Annotated in this window: 20 protein-coding genes; 6 read left to right on the forward strand and 14 right to left on the reverse strand. The window is 43.3% G+C overall.

All coding sequences use genetic code 11. The features are described from left to right. Positions 1-13 precede the first annotated feature (13 nt). The 12 genes from VN24_RS04260 to VN24_RS04315 all read right to left on the reverse strand — a co-directional run bounded on the left by VN24_RS04260 (position 14) and on the right by VN24_RS04315 (position 12,772). Positions 14-1,390 carry a sugar phosphate nucleotidyltransferase gene (locus VN24_RS04260; RefSeq protein WP_045669406.1) on the reverse strand — a complete coding sequence of 459 codons (1,377 nt, stop codon included), beginning with the start codon at positions 1,388-1,390 and terminating at the stop codon, positions 14-16. Then, positions 1,390-2,736: an oligosaccharide flippase family protein gene (locus VN24_RS04265; RefSeq protein WP_045669407.1), complete on the reverse strand. Its 1,347-nt coding sequence runs from the start codon at positions 2,734-2,736 to the stop codon at positions 1,390-1,392. Before VN24_RS04265 ends, VN24_RS04260 begins: the two co-directional genes overlap by 1 nt. 33 nt (positions 2,737-2,769) lie before the next feature. Next, positions 2,770-4,029: a polysaccharide pyruvyl transferase family protein gene (locus tag VN24_RS04270; RefSeq protein WP_045669408.1), complete on the reverse strand. Its 1,260-nt coding sequence runs from the start codon at positions 4,027-4,029 to the stop codon at positions 2,770-2,772. Positions 4,030-4,059: 30 nt separating this feature from the next. Continuing rightward, positions 4,060-5,271, reverse strand: a complete 1,212-nt coding sequence (locus VN24_RS04275) for a glycosyltransferase (protein WP_045669409.1) — start codon at positions 5,269-5,271, stop codon at positions 4,060-4,062. 54 nt (positions 5,272-5,325) lie between these two features. Next, the gene (locus tag VN24_RS04280; protein WP_045669410.1) at positions 5,326-6,489 is read right to left on the reverse strand and encodes a glycosyltransferase family 4 protein; all 1,164 of its coding nucleotides are present in this window, start codon (positions 6,487-6,489) and stop codon (positions 5,326-5,328) included. Beyond that, positions 6,486-7,574: a glycosyltransferase family 4 protein gene (locus VN24_RS04285; RefSeq protein ID WP_045669411.1), complete on the reverse strand. Its 1,089-nt coding sequence runs from the start codon at positions 7,572-7,574 to the stop codon at positions 6,486-6,488. Before VN24_RS04285 ends, VN24_RS04280 begins: the two co-directional genes overlap by 4 nt. A 157-nt stretch (positions 7,575-7,731) precedes the next feature. Then, entirely contained in the window at positions 7,732-8,958 is a 1,227-nt protein-coding gene (locus tag VN24_RS04290) for a glycosyltransferase family 4 protein (RefSeq protein ID WP_045669412.1), read from the reverse strand. 33 nt (positions 8,959-8,991) lie between these two features. After that, entirely contained in the window at positions 8,992-9,687 is a 696-nt protein-coding gene (locus VN24_RS04295; RefSeq protein ID WP_082083610.1) for a sugar transferase, read from the reverse strand. Positions 9,688-9,690: 3 nt separating this feature from the next. Beyond that, positions 9,691-10,593, reverse strand: coding sequence for a UTP--glucose-1-phosphate uridylyltransferase GalU (galU, locus tag VN24_RS04300; RefSeq protein ID WP_045669413.1), 903 nt, complete (start codon positions 10,591-10,593; stop codon positions 9,691-9,693). A 249-nt stretch (positions 10,594-10,842) separates the two neighbouring features. Beyond that, complete coding sequence (locus VN24_RS04305; protein WP_045669414.1) at positions 10,843-11,532, reverse strand: CpsD/CapB family tyrosine-protein kinase; 690 nt, start codon at positions 11,530-11,532, stop codon at positions 10,843-10,845. Further along, entirely contained in the window at positions 11,513-12,268 is a 756-nt protein-coding gene (locus VN24_RS04310; RefSeq protein ID WP_045669415.1) for a YveK family protein, read from the reverse strand. Before VN24_RS04310 ends, VN24_RS04305 begins: the two co-directional genes overlap by 20 nt. 21 nt (positions 12,269-12,289) lie before the next feature. Further along, entirely contained in the window at positions 12,290-12,772 is a 483-nt protein-coding gene (locus VN24_RS04315; protein WP_045669416.1) for a PilZ domain-containing protein, read from the reverse strand. 239 nt (positions 12,773-13,011) lie between these two features. Here VN24_RS04315 and VN24_RS04320 point away from each other — a divergent pair, with 239 nt between their 5' ends. Then, positions 13,012-13,380 (forward strand): helix-turn-helix domain-containing protein, encoded by a 369-nt coding sequence (locus VN24_RS04320; protein WP_045669417.1) that lies wholly within the window; start codon positions 13,012-13,014, stop codon positions 13,378-13,380. 166 nt (positions 13,381-13,546) lie between these two features. Here VN24_RS04320 and tnpC read toward each other — a convergent pair whose 3' ends face one another. Further along, positions 13,547-15,013, reverse strand: a complete 1,467-nt coding sequence (gene tnpC / locus VN24_RS04325; protein WP_158453641.1) for an IS66 family transposase — start codon at positions 15,011-15,013, stop codon at positions 13,547-13,549. Positions 15,014-16,361: 1,348 nt separating this feature from the next. On the opposite strand from tnpC, the gene VN24_RS04330 reads away from it, so the two are divergent. From VN24_RS04330 to VN24_RS04345, 5 genes are all read left to right on the forward strand, one after another. Continuing rightward, positions 16,362-17,570: an acyltransferase family protein gene (locus VN24_RS04330; protein WP_045669418.1), complete on the forward strand. Its 1,209-nt coding sequence runs from the start codon at positions 16,362-16,364 to the stop codon at positions 17,568-17,570. Positions 17,571-18,162: 592 nt separating this feature from the next. Continuing rightward, positions 18,163-19,293, forward strand: coding sequence for an IS701 family transposase (locus VN24_RS04335; protein WP_158453642.1), 1,131 nt, complete (start codon positions 18,163-18,165; stop codon positions 19,291-19,293). Positions 19,294-19,460: 167 nt separating this feature from the next. Next, positions 19,461-19,631 carry a hypothetical protein gene (locus VN24_RS27595; protein WP_158453643.1) on the forward strand — a complete coding sequence of 57 codons (171 nt, stop codon included), beginning with the start codon at positions 19,461-19,463 and terminating at the stop codon, positions 19,629-19,631. Further along, positions 19,628-21,136 (forward strand): O-antigen ligase family protein, encoded by a 1,509-nt coding sequence (locus tag VN24_RS04340; RefSeq protein WP_045669420.1) that lies wholly within the window; start codon positions 19,628-19,630, stop codon positions 21,134-21,136. Before VN24_RS27595 ends, VN24_RS04340 begins: the two co-directional genes overlap by 4 nt. A 127-nt stretch (positions 21,137-21,263) precedes the next feature. Continuing rightward, on the forward strand, positions 21,264-21,539 hold the full coding sequence (locus VN24_RS04345) for a DapH/DapD/GlmU-related protein (protein ID WP_045669421.1): 276 nt from the start codon (positions 21,264-21,266) through the stop codon (positions 21,537-21,539). Between the two features lie 402 nt (positions 21,540-21,941). On the opposite strand, the gene gltB is transcribed toward VN24_RS04345, so the two are convergent. After that, positions 21,942-26,549, reverse strand: coding sequence for a glutamate synthase large subunit (gene gltB, locus VN24_RS04350; RefSeq protein ID WP_045669422.1), 4,608 nt, complete (start codon positions 26,547-26,549; stop codon positions 21,942-21,944). Positions 26,550-26,552: the final 3 nt, after the last annotated feature.

Consider the following 26,552-nt stretch of genomic DNA (forward strand, 5'->3'; position numbering starts at 1 on the left):
TCCCCTGTATGACTTAATTTTTCACGCCGATGAACGTCTGGATTTCCTTCCAATCGAGCGCCAGCCGGACGATATCCTCTTCGATCAGCTCCGTCCCGGTCTGGACTTCGATGATCTCGATTTCCGTCTGCGCATGCAGGCTGTGCAGGCTTCCCTTCGGAATCCGAAACACATTGCCCGCAGCAAGCGGGAGCAGCTTGCCATCCAGTAGCAGCTCCCCTTCGCCGGAGATGACTGTCCACACCTCGTCGCGGCGCATGTGGTACTGATAGCTCAAGTTTTTGCCCGCCTCGACGCAAATCCGCTTCGTCAGCACTTCGTTACCGTCTGGATATTTGACGAAATCAAGCACCCGGTAACGCCCCCATCGCCGTTCCTCATACATCGGACGCTGCTCGGAATGCTTCATCACCTCTTTAATTAACGGGCTTGACGCTTTGTCCGCGACGAGAATGCCGTCCGGACTGGCGGCGACGATGACGTTGGATACATTAAGCAGCGTTAGCGGAATATCCAGCTCATTGATGACGTGCGTATTAACCGAGTCGTCAGTGATAATGCCCTTGCCGATCAGCGGCGTTTCAATTTCTTCCGTCAGCGTATTCCAGGTGCCAAGGTCTTTCCAACTGCCCTCATAAGGAAGCGCGACAATATGGTTCGCTTTCTCAACAACTTCATAATCGAAACTATTTTTTGGAAGCTTGGCGTACTGCCGGGCCATCTCTTCATACTGAATCGGAAACCCTTCTGCGATCAACATATTGATAATCAAGTCCAGTCTGAAAGCAAAAACCCCGCAGTTCCAAAGCGCATGATGACGAATCATCTCTGCCGCTTCTTCTTCGCGGGGTTTTTCGCGGAAGCTCTCCACATGAAGATAAGCGGAAGAATCATCTGCAGATGCGTCAGGCACTATATATCCATACTTTTCGGAAGGATACGTCGGTTTGACGCCCATCAAGGCCAGATCGGCGCCGGAATTTTCCAATACATTGTCTAGCTCTTTCACCTTGTGAAAGAACGAATCGTCCACGTAAGGATCGACCGGCATCACGACAACGGTTTCGTCCAGGCTTGCTCCGGCAATCGAATACAGATAGACGGATGCAAGCGCAATAGCCGGGAACGTATCTCTTCGTTCCGGCTCGACGATTACTTCCAGTTCGCTTCCGAGTTGACTGTAAATCATTTCAACCTGTGCTTTGCTTGTTGCAATATAAGCATGATCTCCCATACCAGCTTTGGCAATTTGCCCCCATACCCGCTGTACCATCGATTCCAATGAACCCTCATCACTTTTCAACACCTTTAAGAATTGCTTAGACCGTGATTCATTCGACAATGGCCATAGACGTTTGCCCGAGCCTCCAGATAGTAATATCAGCCTCATTAATTCACGCTCCTTGTTTTGCGATTTAAAATAAACTGTTTCATAACATTTAAATCACTTTTATCAAATATTATTTTTTGAAACGGAACTTTAAACAAAACAATAATGCTTGATATACTAAAAATCATTCTAACAAATGAACCGATAAGTAAAGCAATTGCCACCCCAATTAACCCTAAATGAGGAACAAGCATGTAAAAAGATCCAATCGTAATACTTAAAGCTAACAGTTGTCTAATCAGTACTAAACCTGGACGTCCTATTGCATTAAATGAGGCAGATAATATCCAGGATGAACCACCAATTATACATTCAATACATAAAATGTATAATGTTGTACTCGCTTCAAGAAATGCTTCACCAAAAAAAAGACCTATCAGAAACCGTCCGATGATCATTCCCGGTATTGCTATAATAAGCATAAAAAAGAGTGATATGCGAAAAGCTGTTCCAACTTTTTGAATAATTTCTTCCTTCTTCATTCCCGTTACCTTTGGAAACACGACACTAGTAATCGCGCTCTGTACAACATTAAAAAGTCTGGAACACGTATACATTACAGTATACAGGCCCATCTCTTTGGCTGAGAGAAAAGATATTATGATTAGCTTGTCGAACTGATTATACATGGTTCCTATAAACTCGGTACCATAAACCCGAATACCATATCCAAATAATGACGTATAAGCAAACCTTTTAATCTTAACAAGCCATTTGATATTCAGATATTCTCTTAGTCTGTATAATGAACCGAAAATGACCAAAACAGTTGTCGTTAAATATACTACGGCAGCAGAGGGGATACTTAAATTCCCGAATCCCCAGAGCACTATGAGTCCAATCAAATTGAAGAGTGGGACATTGAGCCTCAAACTATTGTAAACATTGAATTTATTCAAACTTTGCGCTAATGATTGAAGCACGTTGACTACAAGCAACAAGGGCATATTAAGCACAGTGAACCACTGTGCCGTTTTGATTACATCCCCTGGATAGTTCCCCAACCAGACTGGAAGATATAACCATGTTAATACACCAACTATTATACTAATCGGTAATTGATACATGAAACACAATCTTAAATAATCAGTGACATTCTCTCCATGTTTTTTTGTATTGTAGATTAACGATGTTGGCAATCCAAAGCCTGTCAATCCAGCCAGAAAAGAAGGCCAAAACAAAACGGTTGAAAGCTCACCCTTGCCTTCAACCCCGAACATTCTTGCTGTAATTAAAGCAGTAATCGTAGCGGTTGCCATAACTAAAAAATTAGTAGCACTGGTCTTAAATATTGTCTGGACAAATCCGCTTCCGGTAAATACTCTTCTTATAGCCGTCAAACTCATATGTCACCTCATCAAATCCTCAATAAATCACTGCTATGATGAAGAAAGTGTCTTTGTATGATGCAGTGACGGTTTAGATGGTGTTTTTTTATTCAACTTTCCGATGAATTGAGCCGGCAGTGTTGCCGATGAAACTACCTCCGGAATTCGGGCATTCAAATATTGTCTCACTGTTTCTCGATTCAACCAGCAACGATCTACCATCTCGGTCAGTTTCTCTGAAGTAATTTCATTAATATCGATGATATAATCATTCAATTCCAAGAGCTCCATGATCCCTTTTGTTTTATGCTCATAATTAATGGCAACAGTTGGGACAGAGTTAGCTAATGAGAAGATATTAGAGTGCATTCTTGTTCCGATAAACATATCCATATGTGAATATAAATATTTCAGATGACGTGGATTAAAGTCCTGATCAATAAGTTCTGCACCACTAGCTTTACATTCATTTAGAATTTCTCGACTTATAATCCGATCATCATTGAATGCGTTTGGCCCCAATACTTGTGGCATTACAAGTACTTTGGCTTGATATGTTTTCTCCAAATGCTCGACAGTATACCTGAGACTCTCTACATATCTAGCACGGTGACCTTGGGGATCACTTACCTCCGGGAAATGCCAATCACGTGCGGTTAAACCTACTAAGGACCCAGAGTGCTTTCTTCTGATTGATGCAATTAGCTCATCAACTTCATCCGATTGCTGCATATGCATGCTAAAAGCTGAATCTGGAACGACTTCAACACTCTCCGTAATCCCCATTGATTTCAGCCATTTCACAGATATGTATTCCCTGACGAAAATCTTGTCTACTTTTTTTAGCACCATGGAAGCAATGAATTTGATCGTTTTGTTGTAAAATGGCCCAATTGATTGAGAATAAATTACAACTGGCTTCTTATAATCTAAAGCAACCTTTATCTGTAGGAGATGTTGTAAAGTCATAACGCTCAACCCGTGAGTTAATAGAAATCCACCTCCGCAACTGACTACTACATCCGCCCACTCATAGTCACCACTCTTATCGTCATACTTTGTACCAAGCTGGCGAAATAGCTTAGAAATTATTTTAATTTTTCCAATTTTGCCACTCTTCTTATCTTTAATATTTTCAATACACTCTGCTACGCTGACATCGTAAACAGGCGCGTCGACTTCGGGAAATCGTGTTTTGATTTTTATGTTGCATGAATCGATCGATGAGCGCAAACTATCAATCATGGAGAGCATAATACCGGCATCTCCTTTGTTCATCGAAGAGTGTGCATTAATAATGAGAACGTTCATCTTATTCTTCCTTTCTAATTTCATGCAGGATCAAGAAACGATTCTTTGAAAAAGTCCTATCAAATTATCATTTAAGGTACGAATATTGTAGTTTTCCTCAACATATTGTCTTCCCTTAATCCCCATAGTTGACCACTCTTGATGATGATTCGTTAAAAGATTGATTTTTTCAACTAATGACTCTACTTCTTTCTCGGGTACAAGATAACCCGAAACTGTATCCTGAATTAACTCAGGAATACCACTATGTAAAGTTGAGATCACAGGAATTCCCATAGACAATGATTCCATCAATACAACAGGTATCCCTTCTTGATCTCCATTTGAAGCCGTGATGCTTGGTGCTAAAAAGATGTGGGCTCCTTCAAGAATAGCGATTACTTCCTGCTGCTCTCGCCACCCAAGAAGTTTGATATGCTGTTCCATCCCTGTTTGACTAATTACTTCCTCCAGCCTTGACCTTAGAGGACCATTCCCAACAATTAGATATTCGAGTTTTAAATTTGGGTGCTTCTGAAGAACCTTAGCAACTGCACGAATACCGTATTCTACACCTTTTTTTTCAACTAATCTGGCAATTGTTACGAGGCGTACGGTTTCTCCATTAGAAAGAGATCTCAATTTCAGTGCGAATTTATCAGTATCGATCCCCATTCTATGAACGCTAATTTTCTGTTCACTGCACCCAAGTTTAACCAGCTCGCTTTTCCAATTATTGCTAATTGGCAAAAATAAGTCTCCTTTTTCAAATAGGAGTTGGAATACATCTCTACCTTTTTCCTTGACCAGAGCCGAAATATCATAACCATGAAAAGTCGTCACAAGTTTACCTGGCATAAAGCCAGCATCTTTAATAATGGCTCCAATATTCCCAATGTTACCAAAGTGGCAATAAACAATATCGTAATTTCCTCTTCTATTAAACTGATCAGCAGTGTAAAGAGTACGAAGTGAAAGTATCCCTTTACCATACTTGAATATATTAACGGTTTTAATCAACTTCCAATTGCGTAGTAACAAAGCGATGCCTTTCATTGCTCTACCAAGCTTGTTTTCCGGCAAATAATAGCATCTAGAGAGAAGATTAAAATTGGCTACATCGGGATGAACCTTAGCTTCCTTTCGGTTATGATCCGCATAGATATCAACTTCATGTCCTTGTTCAAGGAAACCTACAATTTGATTCAATATAAATGTTTCCGATAAAGCTGGAAAATTTCCGACCAAGAATGCTATCTTCATGTGATCTCCCCAATTTCCAAAAATCCTGTTTGGCTGTCATTTATAGTTAACTTTTTAGACCAACATTTTTTCATAGCTGCTCTTAAACTCAATTTCTCCGTCATCTTGATTGGCGTTATTTTCGATAAATTTGGTAATCTGCGAACGAAATCGCTCTACCGAGAAATTCAAAGAATTCTTTCTGCAATTTTCGGGAAGAATCCTGCTTCCAGCCTGTTCAAACTCTGTTACTGCTTTCTGAATAGAATCGGGCGTTTGATCATAAAAGAAAACCCCAGTAGGATTGCTTTTTTCCAATCCGACAACCGTTTCCAAAGCTCCCCCTTTTCCGAAGGCTATAACCGGTGTCCCGCAAGCCTGAGCTTCTACTGGAACGATGCCGAAATCCTCTTCCGCAGCGAACACGAATGCCTTTGCTTTTTTCATATGCTCATGAAGCACATCAAATGGTTGATAACCAAGCAGGGAAATATTACTATTAGCAATATCTTTGATCTTTTTAAAATCTGGCCCAGTACCGATAATAACCAGCTTTTTATCTGGCATGCGATTGAAAGCTTCAACGATCACATCGATTTTTTTATAGGGCACAAACCTCGAAGCTGTAAGATAGTAATCTTCTTTATCAGCACTGTATGTGAAGGAAGTTGTATCAACTGGTGGATAGATTACTGATGCTTTCCTTCGATATACTTTCCAGACTCGTCTTGCAATAAACTGTGAGTTCGCAATAAAATGATCGACTCCATTTTGCGTTCTTAAATCCCATTGCCTCATACGGTGAAGCATTTCGGTAACGATTAGACTTTTGAATCCTTTATTTAAATTTGATTCTTTTAAATATTGATGCTGCAAATCCCAAGCATAACGAATTGGAGAATGGATATAACATATATGTGTCTGATCCGGCCCAGTGATAATACCTTTCGCCACAGCATGCGAACTGGAAATTACCAGATCGTATGAAGACATATCCAATCGCTCAATAGCCAGAGGCATTAATGGAAGAAAATGTCGATAGTATTTTTTTGCCAACGGTATTTTCTGAATAAAGGTCGTATGAACGGGTTTATCCTGAATAAATGCTCGCTGTTCCGGTGGCAAAAAATCAACTATACTGTAAAGATCTGCTTCAGGAAAAAGCAATAGAAGCTGTTCTAGTACTTTTTCAGCACCAGTATAAGTAACTAACCAATCATGTATAATTGCCACCTTCATTTGAGAGCCTCCTTAAATACCAGAAGGGACTGCGATGCGCTTTGATCCCATTGAAATTTTTTTACATGGTGCATGCCTTTTTGTCTCAGTTGATTTTGTAAATCGGTATCCTGCATTACTAACGCAATTTTTTCAGCCACATCTGTCACACTGTCAGGATTACAGTACAAAGCAGCCTCTTCAAAAATTTCTGGTAGTGAACCGGCATTAGATACAATGACTGGACAACCGCATGTCATTGCCTCTAGCGGGGGAAGTCCAAAACCTTCATAGAATGAAGGATACACAAAGCAGCCTGCATTCTGATATAGTGCTTTTAACTCCTGATCGCTTACATATCCTACAAGTTTGACACGGTCAGAGACAGGAATCTTATTTTGAGCGTAAATTTTGCTACTTGATCCACCAGCAATAACAATGTCATAATCCATCGGTTCAAGCAGTGAGATAGCCTTTACAATTGCATGAAAATTTTTGTTGGGACTATTGCTGCTTACTGCCAACACATAACGGTTTTTTTTCAAGCCATACTTTTGAAGAATACTGTCTTCTTCTGAAATGTTTAGAATATGCTCTTTTCCTTCGTAGATGACTTTAAGATTTTCTGCCCTTATTTTTGAATATTTCTGCAATTCATTCTTTGAAAAATTTGAAACCGTAATGATTTTGCCATTCTTAATACCTAGCACTCTGTACAAAAACCGATACCATAACCGGAATGTCAGTGTATACTGAGATGGATTTGCGAATACCGCAGCATCATGAATTGTTACGGTTTGTATTTTTTTCAAGATTGGAGCTGTATTACATAAATTGACCAACAAACCCATCCTCGCAAAAAAAGGAAGCTCAAGTTGCTCCCAAAGGTGACCCTTTAATTTTCCAACTTTTCTAATTTTAATATGTTTTAGTTCTGGTTCATAACGAATTTCGCTAGGAACGAGAAGCTCAAAAGAAAAGCTCTTTTGTAATTGTTTATCTACATCTATTACTAGGTCAATAGCTTTGATAAGTTCCAGAGCATAGCGCTGCACACCCGTAATAGATTGAGATAAAAACCTGCCGTTAATATAGATGCTTTTCAAAAGCTCCACTCCTTGACCCAAACATGCTAGATGATGTTTCCAAATGAACAAAATTTCAAAAAATATTCTCTTTCTTGGATCGTTATTTGATCCATAAAGAATTCAAGGAGTATAATTATTAATTAATTATGAAAAAATTAATTGTAAATGGTAGATTTTAACTGTTTATTTGATATAATCTCTCGCTTAGCAATTGAGTGTACACATCTAAATATTGTACCCCTAAAATATTCATATCAAAATTTTCTACGTATTCACTTATTTGATCACTTAACTTCAATCGATCTGTATTTTTAATAAATCGATTAATGGCATCTTTTAGACTTAAAGTATCATTTGGCTCAAAAAGGTACCCTGTTTTTTCATCCTGAATAATTTCGGATATTCCTCCTCTTTTTGCTCCAATGATGGGTTTACCGTATAAATACCCTTCAATTACTACTCGACCAAAAGGCTCATGCCATAAAGAGGGAACAATAACTGCATCATATTTATGGACTTCTTCTTCAGGTTTAATATGTCCTAGAAAACGAATATTCTTGGCGTATCCATTGTTATCAATTTGCTGTTTTACACTTTTGTCGTGAATTTTACCCCCTAAATGCAGCTCTGCTTCCGGAAAATGATTAAAGAAATCAAGAATGACTTTAACTCCTTTAGTTTCTTCAATTCTACCCATAAATAAAAACTTCACTGTTTTTTCTTTATTATTTTTTTCTTTATTATTTTTTTCTCTATTTTCCATTACTCGATCATTCAATTTAATTCCATTAAAAATTCGAACCGAATCAACATCTTTGAAATATCCAAACTGCTTATGTTTATTAAGGATGAAATCGGATATTCCAATAAGCTTATTCACATACCCTTGATTAGAAAATGACTTCTTTGCTCCAGTCAAGAGCGCACATTCACCACACCTCTGGCTACAGTTCTTATTGTCTTTAAACATAGTGCTTTTTACACAAAGTAAATTATAATCTCTTAAAGTATGAGCAACAGGAATATTTCGTCTTTTTGCAGCAATCCATGGAGCAACTGAAAAACCAGAAATATTATTAGTATGTATTATCTCTGGCTTTTCTGCTTCTATAATAGCCGAAATTTTTTTTAGTATCATAGGGTTAAGAATATCAATCACATGCCATAATGCTTTTGCAGGAGCCCGCTGCGAGCTTGAATCTTTTAACCAGTAAATATTCGAGTGTTTGATATAATAAACTTTCACACCATTTACATAGTCAATATTATCCTCTGTAGACAAAGTCACAATAACAGGTTCTATTTGCTTTTGGATTAAATATTCAACTAGTAACTGCAGCGATTTTTCTGCTCCACCAACAGAATTCGGTGTATATAAAGTATTGAAATACAAAATTTTCACAAAAACTTCTCACCTTTCACAGCCTATTTGAAATCAGAATGCTGAGTTAGGCAGCAAAATAATTTTAATTGTCTTTAATATAATTTTAATATCTTGCAACAAACTCCGATTACGAATGTATTTAATATCAAGGTCAACCATTTCCTTGAAGCTTAAGTCATTTCTTCCGCTTACTTGCCAAAGACCAGTACAACCAGGTTTCACTGTCAATCGGAGCTTGTCATATTCTGTATATACCGCCACTTCTCTTGGAAGTGGTGGACGAGGACCAACTAAAGACATATCTCCTTTTAACACATTCACAAGCTGAGGCAGTTCATCAAGGCTGGTTTTTCGTATGAATTTACCAACCTTCGTAATGCGTGGATCATCCTTCATTTTGAACATTGCACCCTGAATTTCATTTTTATCAAGCAAATCTTTTAATCTCTCTTCGGCGTTGCTAACCATTGAACGAAATTTGTACATCCTGAACGGTTTTTCAGCTTTCCCTACTCTAGTCTGATAAAAAAACACTGATCCGCGAGGGTCTTCAATTTTAATTAAAATTGCAATCAAAATAAAAAGAGGTGTCAGGACAATTATTCCACACAGGGCACTAACAAAGTCGAGTGATCGTTTCAGAAATGAATAAAGAGCCAGATTTTGGCTCTTTTCACTTAATAATTGATTTGAATAATAATCTGACACATTCATTAATGCTTCATCTTGTTGACTCGAAGGCGTCATCTCTTACTCCCCCTTTGCCGTCAGCAATTGTTTACCAAATTCTCTCTCAAACAATCCTTCTAATTCCGTTATTAGTGCGTGTCGTAATTCAGGATTGCGCAGCGCAAACTCAACTGTCGTCATAATAAAACCAAGTTTCTCGCCCACATCGTAACGTACACCCTCAAAATCATATGCAAATACGCCCTGATCAATATTCAGCTTCTGTATCGCATCAGTAAGTTGAATTTCTCCACCGGCACCCCGTTCTTGCTGTCCCAAATAATCAAAAATCTCTGGTGTAAGTACATACCGCCCCATAATAGCCAGATTGGAAGGTGCCTGTCCTTTTGGTGGCTTCTCTACGAAACGATTTACTTGATATAATCTTCCCATCGTTTCCAGTGGATCTACTATTCCATATCGATCTGTTTGATCAACACCTACGGTTTGTACACCGATAACCGAACGGCCAGTACGATCATATTGCTCTATCAGTTGCTTTGTGCATGGAACTTTTCCATCAACAATGTCGTCACCTAGAAGTACTGCAAACGGTTCGTCTCCAATAAAATTACGTGCGCACCAAACGGCGTGACCTAGCCCTTTAGCCTCTTTCTGCCTGATATAATGAATTTCAACATTGGAAGAGCGTCTTACTTTCTCAAGTATGTCTAGCTTGCCTTTTTCTTGAAGCGTCTGTTCAAGTTCGAAGGCAATATCGAAATGGTCCTCAATTGCTCTTTTCCCTTTCCCCGTTACAACAATTATGTCCTCAATTCCTGATTCAATTGCTTCCTCAACTATGTACTGTATGGTAGGTTTGTCAACGATCGGAAGCATTTCTTTCGGCATTGCCTTAGTTGCCGGTAAAAAACGGGTTCCAAGTCCAGCAGCAGGAATAATGGCTTTTCTCACTTTTTTCATCGTCTCACCCTACCCTTTGATTTATCTTTTTTGACTAAACTAAAAGTGTCAGCTATACTCTCCAATAATCAAGAGAGTATAGCTCACACTTCCAGCACTTGTTTTTTGTGAGTGGGCATCCAACCCATCCTCACGCCACACCCTTGACGATAAACGTCTAAGGTCTTCAAGATGCAAGACCCACAGCGTGACCGAGTGCCTACGATGATAAAGGTACAGTAGGCATCACCTTAAGTTCTGACCCATCATTTACTCGGCTGTCTCATGGTAATAATAGTAGTAACCATTTTTCTTGCTTTTCTTCACATTGTTTAACACTACACCGATCAGCTTCGCATTAACCCGTTCCAAACTTTCCTTCGCTCTCTTGACTAGTTCGCGTTTTACTTTTCCTTCCTGTATGACAATGACAACTCCATCACACACTGATGAAACTATAAGTGAGTCCGCTACAGCTAGAACTGGTGGTGTATCAAAAATAATAATGTCGTATGTGTCTTTCATCTCATTGATAAATGCTTTCATCTTCTGCGAGGCAAGAAGTTCAGCTGGATTAGGCGGAACCGCTCCAGATGGCAATATCGATAAGTTTTCAACTTCGGTGCTTTGAATTGCTTCCGATGAATGAAACTGACCGGTAATAACGCTTGTCAGACCAGTTCTATTCGATAACCCAAATATTCGATGTATCGTCGGTTTTCGTAAGTCGGCATCAATAAGCAAAACTTTTTTTCCTTCTTGGGCATATGTCACAGCTAGGTTAGAAACTGTCGTGCTCTTACCTTCACCGGATTGAGCCGATGCAACCATCAAAACCCTAATTTTCTTATCAATGGAAGAGAATTGGATATTTGTGCGCAACGTTCGATAAGCCTCAGAAATTGGAGATTTCGGTACATAAAAGGTTATAAGATTGGAGTTATTGATTTGCCGCGGCATATTTACCCTCCTTTACCGATTGCTGCTGTGAAATAGAAGGCTTTCGAGAATTTGCTCCATTCGGCTCAAACTTCGTTATCATTGCTAACATTGGTAGATCTAACACATTTGCGATATCTTGCTCGCCCTTAATTGTGTCATCCAAATAATCGAGTAGAAATGAAAGACCAATTGCTATCATTAATGAAACAATGAATGCTATCATCATATTTAAAGAAGGACTAGAATTTATTGGGCCAGGAACATTGTCAATTTTTGCAGTATTCAAAATGGCTACATTATCAACCTTCATTATTAATGGAATTTGATCTTTGAAAACTTTTGCAATGGCGTTCACCGCTTTAGCCGCCTGAGTGTATGAGGTACTTCTAAACGACAAGTTCATAACCTGTGAATCGCTAGCGGAGCTTACCGATACTCTCGACGACAGCTCATCAGAGGAGAGCTTTAAATCGGGATAAATCTGTGCAACCTTATCCATTATGGCAGCTGACTTGATAATTTCTTTATAGGAATTAATGAGTTTAATATTCGTCTGAATATCATTATAATTGATTGCTTCGGCCCCATTAGCAACCGTTGATTGTTGATTGACTATTAACTTGGTATCTGCCTTATAAACCGGTGTTGTAAAGTAATAGGTTTTCACTGCGGTCGCAACGCAAGCTATTACAACTATTGCAACAATAAGCCATATACGCTTAGCTATAATGCGACCATACTCTTTCAGTTCCACTCGCAGTTCCTCCAATTGTCGCTAATATAGTTGACTTTTCTCTTGAAATCCTTTTATATTAAATAGATTTTTCATATTCATTTGCGGGCGTAAGTTCCGATATTTATAGTGTGCCTTCATATTAGTCGGAGACTGAAGAATAAGCATGTCATTCAGCAGACTGATCATCTGCTGTCTAGAAATAGAGATTCCTGTAAGTTGCAGCCCATAGTAATACATGTTATCTTGTTTCTGACTCCATACGACATAACCTTGAAGATTGAGCGTTTGGCCGTTCAGCATGATCTGAAATTGTAACATACAGTCTTTCGAGACCGGAAAACGAAGAACCGTGCTGAAGCTAAGCCCTTCAGGACTTATGTTATGTACAAGAACTTTACGGGACTTCGTATAAACCAGCTTTCCCTTAACTTCTCGAATCGTGATGTCGGCAAGCACGGTATTTGTCAGTTTCAAGCGAATGCTCTTGCGTTTGAAAACCGTCAAATTACGACGTTCAACCATAATTCACCTCCGTGAAATGTGTTCCGGCTGAAAGTAATAAATTTCACTCAGTTGGAAAGGCTAAATAATGTAAGTGATACATTTTGTATCTGCGATATACCCAACTTTACGATACAATTCGTAACATGTCAACACTTTTTCAATCTTAACTTTCAAGAAATGCGACAATTCGTTGCAAAACATGCATTTGGCTCCAGTTCATATTAATATAGCTTACATAGAAAAATAGGAGGAAACGAATGGATATCGGCACTAGAATTGCTAAATTAAGGGAAGATCGCGGGTGGACACAAGAACAAACGGCAGTGACTCTAGGCATCTCCCGTGCTGCATTGTCCCATTATGAGAAAAACCGGAGAGAGCCCGATACCGATACGTTAACGAAATTCGCTGATTTATACAGCGTCACGATCGATTATTTAGTCGGAAGAACGGACAACCCAAGAGCAGTAGTCGATCCGAACGTACGAGATTTTGTCGACCAGCTCGAGCTGTCCGATAACGAGCTGCTGAATAAATTTGCGCTTACCATTGATGGCCACAAGTTAACGTCAGAAGAAGCAAAGCGCTTTATCGCTTTTATCCGTGCAGAACGGATGATGCGGTAAAATTCCGAACCTGCCAAGAGAGCAGGTCTTTTTTTTTGCTTCAGAATTTACTCTTTCAGCAGGTTTATTTTTCTCGCAAGGTCAACCTTCAACAAAACCGTATATTATTTATATAGAAGAGACAGTGAAATTATGAATTTAGTTTATTCGTTACTACTTAGGTCACTTAGAAGCTGAACTGGCCTCTTAAAGCGCAGAGGAGCGAGGATAGTACGGGGCGATGCTGTTTAATCAGCGTGGAAATAACACCTCGCATTCTGGCGAATATCTTCGCACCGGACGCGGTGCGGAATGAACCTGAAACTTTTTGTTTAACTTTAACCATGCGAAGGTCACGTTCCGCTTGGTTGTTGTCAAACGGGATATGGGCATCCCAAAGAAACCGGAGAATGACCTCTTTATGAAGGGTCATGCGTGCTCCCAGGTTTGCGGCTTTGCTTTTTCTTTTTCGCCCTCGTGCACCGGACTTCGCCCGGACGACATCCGTCTCCCACTCGTTTTCCCCTTCTGCAAGAATGTCATCATAGTAGTCTCGGATGGCGCGGATGACTTCTTCGGATAAAGGGGACTGGTCCTTTCGAGACGTTTGGGCAAGCTGCCAGCTTTCTTGCAGTAGTTCGGCCATCCGGCTCGACCAATCCTGACCGTCATGTTCTGTGATTCCCCGACACTCACGCAACAGGCGAGCATTGCAGAGGGCGTGCCCGAAGTGGTAATGATCTTTGAAGTAAGGAGCCGGCAAACAGTCATGAACTACGCCACCACAGTAGAACGGAAAGAAGCCAAGTTCATCCATCGCTTGACTTCCGCGCTTGGAATAAACGCCTAGTAGCGTCCAGTCCGCATCGGACACCGTGTGCATCCATTGTGTTTGTTCACCGACTCGAAATCCGGTTTCGTCGGCATGAACCACCGGTTTGCGGAATAATTCGGTTCGAATGGTTTGTTCCGGCTGCTCCAGCGCCTGGTGCATGGTTTGAAGGGACGACAGGAGCGTAGCCTGGCTTGGACGATAGCCCGTGAGATCTTCAAAGAGTTGTGCGATTCTCTCGAGCGGCAGCATCTGATACGCATGCAGATAGGTCGTCCAGGCGACGAAGCCGCGGCCATATTGAGTCGGGGCACTCACCTCTTCGTGGAACGAAGCCCGCTGCAGAAGACCGCAAGCGGCACAGCATTTCTTCTCCGCGCGATGTTCGGTTACCTTGACGCTTGGGGGCGGCAGATCGAAGACTTGACGCTTTTCATACGCAACACTCTCCAAATGGATGAGCGAAGCGGAACATTGGGCGCAAGAGGTAAGCCGATGGACGACAATCTCATCCGGCTGCTCGGCGAAGCGGAGGGTGTGTCCGTCATGTCCCTTCAGCGCGCCCTTTTTACCGCCGGATTGACGCAGGTTCACTGGCTTTCGTAAACCGTCACTGGAGGGCGGCTTGCTGCTATTTTTACTATTTTGTCCGAGCTGCCGCTCCAATTCATGGACCCGCTTTTCCAATTGTTCAATCCGTTTGGCCTGCTTCTCAACCAACTGCGTCAATTGCCGATTATGAGCGAGCAGGGCATGGAAATAACCCGCAATTTCCTTGTCGCCTTTGCAGATGGTAGTTACCTGTTCCGGTGTAAGTTCCACGTAGCTGCCTCCCTCAGTTAGATTGGTAAATATTAGTTCGACGTGCATACCTGAAATTCCTTATTCGCAGACAAAAAAATCTCCCCAATTTGTGAGGGAGACCTAAGTAGTAACGTTTATTCGACAAATTACAATAGAAAAAGTGAATTTTTCCCTCTTCTTCCGACATCTTTTTTACTTTCGGTACGATATAATGACTTCTATGGTGTTTACGTTGATATGATTAAGTGGGGAGAGCGATTCGTAATGAATGAGGATCGGTATTTAGGAATTGAACGAAAAGTCCGAGCGATTGAGCTGGACATTCGCTTGATTATCGAACAACTGGGACTGACAGTGGATTTACAGTCATATTTAAAGCGAGATGTACAGGAGGTGAATTCTACAATACTGAAATCAGATCAGAGCAATCCTTATTAAGAATATTGTCCTACTTTGTACGACTCAACTCCAAACTGTATATATTAACTTTATGCAGCTCTGGGACTTCAACTGTGACAACTTGTTTTAATGTTAAGATGATTTAAAAATATAGTACCATTAGATCTAAATCAGAATTAATCAAAAGTAATGGAATATTAATGCTTATCGGTTAAGTCAACTTTAGGTTATTTCATGTATGCACAGATTTTACAGTAGTTTTCCTTCTTAGAAAGGTTTTAAATACAACTTTCCCCTTATCAGCCGAAGCCAGTGGGGGATGTGTTTTTGGTATATATCATAAAGCATTTTTATTAAGAATGTGGTTATGAATTTTCTCATAGGCTAAACCTGCATAGCAATTGTTACGATCGAAATTTATACGAATTATTAAAAAACAGATGGTGTATGGATGAAAAAAAAGTGAACGTTTTGTTTTAAAGACCATCCTTTAAGTGGAATCGGTACGGGATTGTACGGATTAGTCTAAGACCTTTACAATGATAATAAAATCGAACGTGGTGAGTATTCGAGTCGCTAGTTTAAATACCAATCTTTTTCGTTCAGAACTTATAAAATCCCCTGAGTTTAATACTACCCTTCTCCCCTAATTTAACCCAGCCTCCGAAGACACCTTTGACGAAAGACGGTACTCCTTTTCGGCCCATTGCGAAATGGTAAGCATTTTGCAGCGCGAGGACCTTTGCTATTCTCTTAAAGATAATATAAATACCTGTATCTGAGCATCTCTTTGAACATAATTCTGAAAATAGAATTTATCTCCAAATTGAATAGTTACAACCACTTCTTTCCTGTGCTATTATTGATACAATCCGTATCAAAGAAGAGGATGATGTATTGTGGATTCTTATTTCAGATCACAATTAAACCAGACTTATCTACTTTTTGAAGAAAGGAAGTGTCGGGCATGCCTCAAATTAATACGAAATTCTTAGATGGAACAAGGTTCCTTTTGGCGTTATGGGTAGCGGTCGGTCATTTTTACATTCTAACTGGAGCTCAAAAATTTTTTGTAATTCCAATCGTAGGCGAAACCCTTAGGAGTCCTGGTTCAGCAGTTGACGGATTCATGGTGATCACCGGTTTCTTAATGATGTATCATTTCTACATAAGACAAGACAAGAATCCTAATGAATCAAATAAAACGGTATTCACAAAATTTTGGCTCAGAAGGTTTTTCAGGCTATATCCCATCTATATAATCTCAGTTGTTTTAAGCTTTTTTGTTTTTACGATTATGGCTAAAAACGCAGTTGCAATGCTTGAGTATTTTACAGGTAGCGGATTAACTCCTCAAGGAACAGTTCGCCCCACTGAACAACCTAGTATCATGGACCTGATTAGCCATGTGTTCATGATACACGGTCTTTTTCCGGATTACTCATCAAGTATTCTCGGCGTTACATGGAGTTTGTCTTTGGAAGCCCAATTCTACCTAGTTTTCCCGTTTTTGTTCGTCCTATTGTTTAAGGACAAATTAAGAGTTAAAAGAACATTCATTTTTTTCATTGTAATTGCGTTATTTCTTGCTTTTTTAACTCCCAAATTCTTGGAAGTTGGAAGTCGCGGAGTATTTGACCAGCCTTCAGTATTGATCTATAAATTGCCATTATTTATTTTGGGCATGATCATGGCAGGCGTGGGGTTAAGAAAAATCCACTTTTCTTATTTACTTTTTTGCTTGTTAGCAGTGATTCCTTTCCAAAGCTCGACATCATCCTTATTGATCCTTTTTTTGAGCCTTTTTATGTACTTAGATCACATGAAGCAATTTATTGGCACTCCCGTGTATAAATTTCTGAATTTCTTTAGAAATTTATTATCTAACAAAGTAAGCCAATTTGGAGCTGATATATCCTACTCCTTGTACCTTATCCATACCATAATAATTCGTTTTGTTGTGTATTGGTTTGTAGAACATTCAGCTTCACTTTCTTTCACGAAGTATGAAACGGCGGCCGTTTCATTTATCGTATTCTTTGTTCTCAATTTACTTATTTCCTATTTATTATTAGTGACAATTGAGAAACCTTTCATTTCATTAGGTAAAAAAGTCACTAATAATATAGGCAAACAACAAGACAGAACAAGTCCAAATGTCAAAGTAGCTGGATAACACTCTTACAATCAGTATAAAGGGACGGGGTTCATTCCGTCCCTATTAGCCAATTTTCTTCTATGATCCCGTCGTCAGAAGCATTAATCATCCGACTCGTGGTTGTCCCATAGTGACAAATGTATTGTAGCATTAGCCAACTTGGTTGTGCAGATGGTCCTGTGCACTGCTGTTACGGCATCCTGAAGAGTTACAGGAATAAGTTACGTTTACAGGCTCGCCAGAAGGTAATGAATACTTCAGTGTCGTCTATACCGTCCAAGCAATAATATGCTTCGTATCAGGTGTTTCAGGCACCTGTTTTCGAATTATTAATAGCTGACGGAATGAAGACGATAAGCCAAATAAGTTTTAGTGCTTATCTTTCATCGTGTCTTCGCTTGGAATCCCCGCATTTTAAACCCCTATTAACCCCTCAATTGTTGCTCCTAAGTAAATGTAAGTTGACATATTACTACTCGCTCCTTTTAATTAGTTTCTATTTCTTCCAATCTTCTTATTAACTTGACTCTTGCAAAAAACTTATCGTGTAGAATATTGCCTGATACTGGTGTAACCAATCCTATTATGAAAACCTTAGTCGTATGAAATTGTGCATGGTATTATTCTTTGCGAGGGTCGGAAGAACGTCACCCAGATTCGAAACGCCGCCGGGAACGAGCGTCATTTAAGTTCCGTTACGCGCTTTTTGAACGAATCACCCTGGTCTCTGAATCGTATGCAACGCAGACGGTTGGAACGAATTCGCCAACAGATTTGCAATCGTCAACCCAAAGGGAACAACCGCCGTGTGACGTTCCTATTGGTGGATGACACGGCTTGTAAGAAGAACGCCACCACGCGTCAGATGGATCAACTCGACTTTCACTTTTCGCACGATGAAGGCAAGGGTGTCTGGTCACACTGTATCGTAACCACTCATGTCGTAGCCGAAAACCGTTCGTATGCTTGGGATTTTCGGCCGTATGTCCGGGAGAGCTACTGTGAGCAGCATCAACTGCCATTTAAGAGCAAGAACGAGCTAGCCGTGGAGATGATTACCGTTTTTCCTGCAGCCGAAGATGAATCGGTTTACGTCTTGATGGATAGCTGGTATACCAGCCAGAAGATGCTCGATGCGTGCAATGCCCGCGGCTTTCATGTCATTGCCGCCGTGAAAGCCAACCGTAAAGTCTGCATTGCCGGCGTTCGGATTTCCATTTCCGAATTTTCTGCACAGTACGTGCGTAACGAGGATCTCCGCTCTGTTACCGTGGAGAGCAAACGTTACCGGGTCTATGCTTACGAAGGGCCGCTAGCAGAAACGGAGAATGTCTGCGTACTGCTTTCTTGGGAAGAAAAGTTCGATCATGCTCGAACGCCGTTTTGTGTGCTGAGCACGCACTCTGGTCTGGATCTCGTGACCATCCTGGCCTACTACCGGTTACGCTGGCATATTGAAACGGGCTACCGCTACTTCAAAGAGTTACTCGGCTTTGATCAATACCAACTGCTTTCGTTTCAGGGCATTTCTCGCTTTTGGGCCATTCAGTTTCTTGTACAGAACCTGTTGGAATCTCAACGGCACGAATGGTCGTCCGGGCAAAGCATGATGACGCTTGGCGATGTCGTTAGACGCTTTCGACATGAGCATATGGGTCAAATGATCCTTTATGTGTACGAACAAGCTCTACAGAACAAACCGTTATTCGACATTTTGCGTGATTTGAAACGGTCTGCTTAAATGCTTTTTCGATTCACGCTACCCGTCTGCCCTTTTGAGATCGTTGATGGATCGTTTTGCAATAGTCAAGTTATTAATTTAAATTTCAGTCCCCTATTAAAATAATTGACAATTGGTTGATACAAATTGTATCATTGAATAAATCACGTACATAAGGCGGTGTGTAGATGGAAAAGAAGAGAGAAAGAATTGACATTCGCGTCCCAATCCCTTTGCTACGAGCCATTGAAAAGTATCAAAAGGAGACAGGAATTAAAACTCGAACCGGCGCGATGATGGATCTGGTTCGTATAGGCCTTAAATACAAAGCACCCCAAAAGAGTGGTGAAACATTTTGAGTTATCAAATCCGTAGAGTTATTTTCTCAACTCTTCTTGCTGTTCTTGTCGGTATTTCTTCAGCTTTACTTGGGTTTGCGGTGACATACCACCCCGTAATGGTGTTTCTTCTGACCGCAGTGTTCATCGGAAGTCTAGTTGTCATTTACTTTGTCAAAAACACGGAGAAGTTATATTTTTTATGGATGATCGCTCTACCTCTAACCAAAGTGTTATCCGTTGGAATCGGTGAGAAAAAACTAACGATGATTGATACCCTTACTTACCTATTAGGTTTTGCCATCTTCCTAAAAGCTTTAAGTGATAAAAGATTTATTGAAGAAAAAAAGATTCTTCCTGTCATTTTACCGCTCTGCTTACTTTTTATTTTTTCGGTTTCGAATTCTATTTTTAATTTTTTCCTATTCAAGAATTCCATTATCGATGATGATGTAAATTCAGAACTAATAAAATCGTTAATCATAAACGCAAGAACGCTCATTCCTATTTTCACAATTGTCATCGTAGTCACCATGATTAAAACTTATGAGCAATACATCAAAACCCTTAAACTTTTCTATGGCACAATTTGGTTCGTTGCTATTTATGGAATTTACGAATTACTAATTAAAAAATTGGGGTTAGGGTTTAAATTCCTTCTCCCTGGCCATGCAACGAAAATAATTTCTTTTAATGGCGGATACTTAAGGTTATCCGGTACATTTAGTGAACCATCCTATTTTGCCGGTTTTCTAGTAATAGCAATACTATTCTGCTTTATGTTGAAAAATTTAAGCATCGTTTCGGCCAAAAGGATATATATACTAATCGGATTGCTGTTGTTCCTTATCCTGAATACCTACTCTACCGTTGGGTGGTTTAGCTTGGTAACGGGATTAACGATATTCTTGTTGGCAAAAAAAAACGCGAAATATATCCTTTTACTGTTCATGGCATTTTGCGCTCTCGCCTCTTTGGTTGTGGTTAATCCAGCTTTCCAAGCAATGGCGATGAAACCTTTCGATTCTCAATCAGCTTCATCCCAAGATCGAAACGAAACTGCTCAAACGGCTATAAACATGTTTAAGGACCATCCTTTAAACGGAATCGGAACCGGGATGTATGGATTGGTCTATAATTTATACAACGATACTAAAGTCGAACGCGGCGTATTGAAATCAAGCAATAGGATCGCGAATAATGTTTACGCTGAAGTATTAAGCTCAAACGGATTAATTGGAGCCGTAATCTTTTTTATTACTTTCATGCGGATATTTAAGTCCATTCGATCCCTCCGATATGTTGATAGCAATCGTTCAATATATCCCTTTTTCTTGGGTGGTTTTGCTTCAATACTCGTAATATTTATGGCCTATCCAACGATTAATTTTACGTTTCAGTGGCTATTTTACGGTTTGGCGATCATAACCCCGTCCTTTATCGATAAACTGCAAACTCAGGGAACTCAATCCGATTCTTTTCGGCATCGCAGAATCTCTATTCGCACACATAAAAACTATAGGTAAATAGATGAACAAGTCAAAGCTTGTACTGAACGTTTACTGGTTTGGAAATTACGTTATTTATCGGTGAAAGATTCCAGGCGTAAAACAATTCCTCTATGTTATTCATAAAATATTTGAAACAATCGTGATGAAGATCATTTGTCAGTGTGAAATTCCGGCAGCAACCAAGATCGGTAAAGGCGGTTATTTCGAACATGGTGCAAATGGTACTATCATGAACAGGGGCGTCGTCATTGGCACTAATGCCCACACTTACCACCAAGTTACGATAGGAAAAGTGGGCAAGAAAGACGGTTGCCCGGTTATTGGAGATAATGTCTTCATAGGCGCTGGTGCAAAAATAATTGGTAAAATAAAAATCGGCAATAACGTCCGCATCGGTGCAAATTGTGTAGTACATTAAGACATGCCGGATAACTGCACTATTGTTCTTAATCCTCCTCGCGTAATCGTTAGAGAAGAAAAGGATCGAGAGTTGGTATTAATGAAATAATCAGATCACTAAAGTGCAAAGGATTTCCCCTTCCTCTTAGATGCAGAACATTTTTTCTTTACCTGTAGCAGGGAAAGTAAAAAAGGAACTGTCCCGAGTCATCGAAGATTACGGGGACAGTTCTTTTTCTTAAGTCAATCTATAATATATTTTTTGTCTCTTTGGTTTTCCTATAAACAAAATGCACCCCTTATAGTTTTCATTGGTCACAAAAAAGTGTTTCCCAATGTTCTATAAGGGGTGCTATTTAATCCACATTATAATGGTTCTTTGAGAACTACGTCAGTATTTAGCTCTCCAAAAATAGCCCCATTAATTCCCGCCTACGCGCGCCAGTTCACGCATGTTGGCTTCAAATGCAGCCAGCAGCGCTTCTTCGCCGCGGAGGCCGTCTTCTTCTTCTACCTTGCGGATTTGTTCCAGCATCCGTTTGTAATCTTTCGGGATGACTTTCACGAAGCGGCTGAGCATGCTGTCCCAGTTGTTCAGCACGTTCTTGCCGACGACGCTGTCCGTGTATTCCACGTGGCGCTCCACCATCGAGCGGAGCTCTGCAATGTCGGCTTCGTCTTCCAGACGATCCACCAGAACCATCTCCAGATTGACCTGGTTGTGGAAGTCGCCATTCACATCCAGCACATACGCCACGCCGCCGGACATACCGGCCGCGAAGTTGCGTCCCGTAGCGCCGAGGACGGCGACGCGTCCGCCGGTCATATATTCGCAGCCGTGGTCGCCCACGCCTTCGACGACGACATACACGCCGCTGTTGCGGACCGCGAAGCGTTCGCCGGCGATGCCGCGGACATACGCCTCGCCGCTCGTCGCGCCGTAGAATGCCGTGTTGCCGATAATGACATTCTCTTCCGCAACAAAGGTTGCTTTCGGGGACGGAGCGACAATGATTTTGCCGCCGGATAAGCCTTTGCCGACATAGTCATTGGAGTCGCCTTCCAGCGACAGCGTAATGCCATTCGGTACGAATGCGCCGAAGCTTTGGCCTGCCGTTCCGGTGAAATGGAACGAGATCGTATCTTCCGGCAGTCCCGCCGCTCCGTAACGACGCGTCACTTCGCTGCCCAGAATCGTGCCCACAACGCGGTTCGTGTTGCAGATCGGGAACGATCCGCTTACTTTCTCCCCGCTCTCCAGCGCAGCTTCTGCGGCCGGAATCAGCTTCTGCATATCGAGCGACAGCTCAAGGCCGTGGTTCTGCTCCTGGATACAGTAACGGAAAGCGTCCTGAGGCACTTCCGGCTGATGCAGCAGAGCCGTCAGATCGACGCCTTTCGCTTTGTAATGGCTGATCAGTTCCTTCGTCTCCAGAACGTCGGAGCGGCCGACCATTTCGTTGATCGTGCGGAAGCCGAGTTCCGCCATAATTTCACGCATTTCCATTGCCACAAAGCGCATATAGTTTACAACGTGGCTCGGATCGCCCATGAACTTCTTGCGCAGATCCGGATTTTGCGTCGCGACGCCGACCGGACAGGTGTCCAGCTGACAAACGCGCATCATCACGCAGCCAAGCACGACAAGCGGAGCGGTCGAAAATCCGAACTCCTCGGCGCCGAGCAGCGTTGCAATCGCCAGGTCGCGGCCGTTCATCATCTTGCCGTCGCACTCCACGACGACGCGGTCGCGCAGGTTGTTCAGCATGAGCGTCTGGTGCGTCTCGGCAAGGCCGAGCTCCCAAGGCATTCCCGCATGGCGCATCGATGCCATCGGGGACGCGCCCGTGCCGCCGTCGTAGCCGCTGACGAGAATGACGTCGGCGCGGCCTTTGGCAACGCCTGCGGCGATCGTGCCGACACCGACTTCGGATACGAGCTTCACGTTGATGCGGGCGCGCGGGTTGGCGTTCTTCAGATCGTGGATCAACTCCGCGAGGTCCTCGATCGAATAGATGTCATGGTGCGGCGGCGGCGAGATCAGGCCTACGCCCGGCGTTGATCCGCGCACTTCCGCAACCCACGGATACACTTTGCGGCCCGGAAGCTGTCCGCCTTCGCCCGGCTTCGCGCCTTGTGCCATCTTGATCTGGATCTCGTCGGCATTCACGAGATAGTTGCTCGTAACGCCGAAACGGCCCGAAGCGACCTGCTTGATCGCGCTGCGGCGGGAATCGCCGTTGGCATCCGGAGTGAAACGCGCCGGATCCTCCCCGCCTTCGCCCGTATTGGACTTGCCGCCGATGCGGTTCATCGCAATGGCCAGGCTCTCGTGCGCTTCCTTGCTGATGGAGCCGAACGACATCGCTCCGGTCTTGAAGCGCTTGAAGATTTCTTCAACCGATTCCACTTCCTCGATCGGAACCGGCGTGCGGCCCTTGCTGAAGCTAAGCAGCGAACGCAGCGTCAAATGCTTGCGGTCTTCGCCCTGCACAAGCGACGAAAACTTCTTGTACAGCTTGTAGTCGTTCGCGCGCGACGCCATCTGCAGCGTATGAATCGTCTGCGGGCTGAACAGATGGTCTTCTCCGTCCTTGCGCCATTGATAGTCGCCGCCGGAATCGAGCTCTTTCTCCGTGCCTTCCTGCTCGGAAAATGCGCGGTTGTGATGTTTCAACGTCTCTTGGGCAATAATATCCAGACCGATGCCGCCGATGCGGGAAGGCGTCCAGGTGAAGTACTCGTCGACGAGCTCCTCCTGCAAGCCGACCGCTTCGAAAATTTGCGCGCCGCGGTAAGACTGGATCGTGGAAATGCCCATTTTGGACAAAATTTTCGTAACGCCTTTGGTGGCGGCTTTAATAAAGTTCTTCACGGCTTTCTCGTGCGTCACGCCGCGCAGCATGCCTTGGCCGATCATATCGTCGAGCGTCTCGAACGCCAGATACGGATTGACCGCGCTTACGCCGTAGCCGAGCAGCAGCGCAAAGTGATGCACCTCGCGCGGCTCGCCGGATTCGAGCAAAATGCTCACTTTCGTCCGCGTGCCTTGACGGATCAAGTGGTGATGCAGCGACGAAACGGCGAGCAGCGACGGAATGGCCGCATTCTCGCGGTCGACGCCGAAGTCGGACAGAACAAGCACGTTATGCCCTTTAGCGATCACACGGTCGGCCGATTCACACAGTTCCTTGATCGCCGCGCGCAGACCCGCTTCTCCCTGGTCGGCCGGGAAGAAGATCGGAAGCGTAATGGACTTGAAGCCCGGACGGCGCACGTGACGCAGCTTCGCGAAATCTTCGTTCGACAGAATCGGCGTCTCCAGACGGATGTGACGTGCACTCTCCGGCACCGGATTAAGCAGGTTGCGCTCTGCTCCGAGCGTCGTGCCGGTCGCGGTAATAATTTCCTCGCGGATGGCATCGATCGGCGGGTTCGTTACTTGCGCGAACAGCTGCTTGAAGTAGTTGAACAGCCGCTGCGGACGATCCGACAATACGGCGAGCGGGGCGTCGTAGCCCATAGAACCGATCGGCTCCACGCCGCTGCCTGCCATCGGCTCGAGCACTTTGCGCAAATCCTCGAACGTGTAGCCGAATGCCTGCTGGCGCTGCTGCACCGTCTCGTGATTCGGTTCCGGCAGGTGCGGTTCTTCCGGCAGATCGTCCAGTCCGATCAGGTTGTCGTCCAGCCACTGGCGGTAAGGCTTCTCGGTTACGATCGCCTGCTTCACTTCTTCGTCGGAGACGATGCGGCCGGCTTTCGTATCGACGAGCAGCATCCGTCCCGGACGGAGACGGTCCTTGTACAAAATGTTCTCCGGCGCAACCGGTACCGTTCCGGCTTCGGATCCGAGAATGATGACGTCGTCCTTCGTGACGTAATAACGTGCCGGACGAAGACCGTTGCGGTCAAGAGTAGCGCCGATCTGCGTGCCGTCGGTAAACGCCATCGCAGCAGGCCCGTCCCACGGCTCCATCAGCGTGCTGTGGTATTCGTAGAACGCCTTCTTCTCGTCGCTCATGGTCTCGTGGTTGGACCACGGTTCCGGCACCATCATCATCATGACGTGCGGCAGCGAACGGCCGGACAAGTACAAGAACTCGAGCGTATTGTCGAACATCGCCGTATCCGAGCCGTCCGGATTGATGATCGGTTTGATTTTGTCCAAATCTTCGCCGAACAGTTCCGATGCGAACAGCGCCTGGCGGGCGTGCATCCAGTTCACGTTGCCGCGCAGCGTGTTGATCTCGCCGTTATGAATCAGGTAACGGTACGGATGAGCGCGCTCCCAGCTTGGGAACGTGTTCGTGCTGAAGCGCGAGTGAACGAGCGCAAGCGCCGTCACCATCGTCTCATCGTTCAGCTCCATGTAGAACGAACGCACCTGCTCCGTCGTCAGCATGCCTTTGTATACAATCTTCTTGCTCGAGAAAGAAGGGAAATAAAACATGTCTCCGCCCTCGGAACCCGAGTAGCGAATTGCCAGTTCCGCACGCTTGCGGATCACGTACAGCTTGCGTTCGAAAGCCAACTCCTCCGAGAGTGTCGCACTGCGCGCCACAAACACCTGACGAACATAAGGCATCGCTTTCTTCGCGGATTCGCCCAGCTTCTCATCGTTCGTCGGTACGGTACGCCAGCCGAGCAGCGTCTGGCCTTCTTCACGGATGATGTCTTCCAGGATGCGTTCCTGATTACGGCGAACCGTCTCGTCATGAGGCAGAAACAGCATGCCGACCGCGTAAGCGCCCTCTTCCGGAAGCTCGATTTCCTGCTTCTTCAGCTCGCGCGCAAAGAACGCGTGCGGAATCTGCAGCATGATGCCCGCTCCGTCGCCTGTATTCGGTTCGGCTCCCTGTCCGCCGCGGTGCTCCATGTTCTCCAGCACGGTCAGCGCTTGACGGATGATGGAGTGCGATTTGATCCCTTTGATGTTCGCCACAAATCCCATCCCGCAAGCGTCTTTCTCGAACTGCGGGTCGTAGAGGCCTTGTTTCGGCGGCAATCCCAAAATGTTCTTATTCATTGG

It is taken from the genome of Paenibacillus beijingensis, from assembly GCF_000961095.1.
Lineage (GTDB): Bacteria > Bacillota > Bacilli > Paenibacillales > Paenibacillaceae > Paenibacillus_O > Paenibacillus_O beijingensis.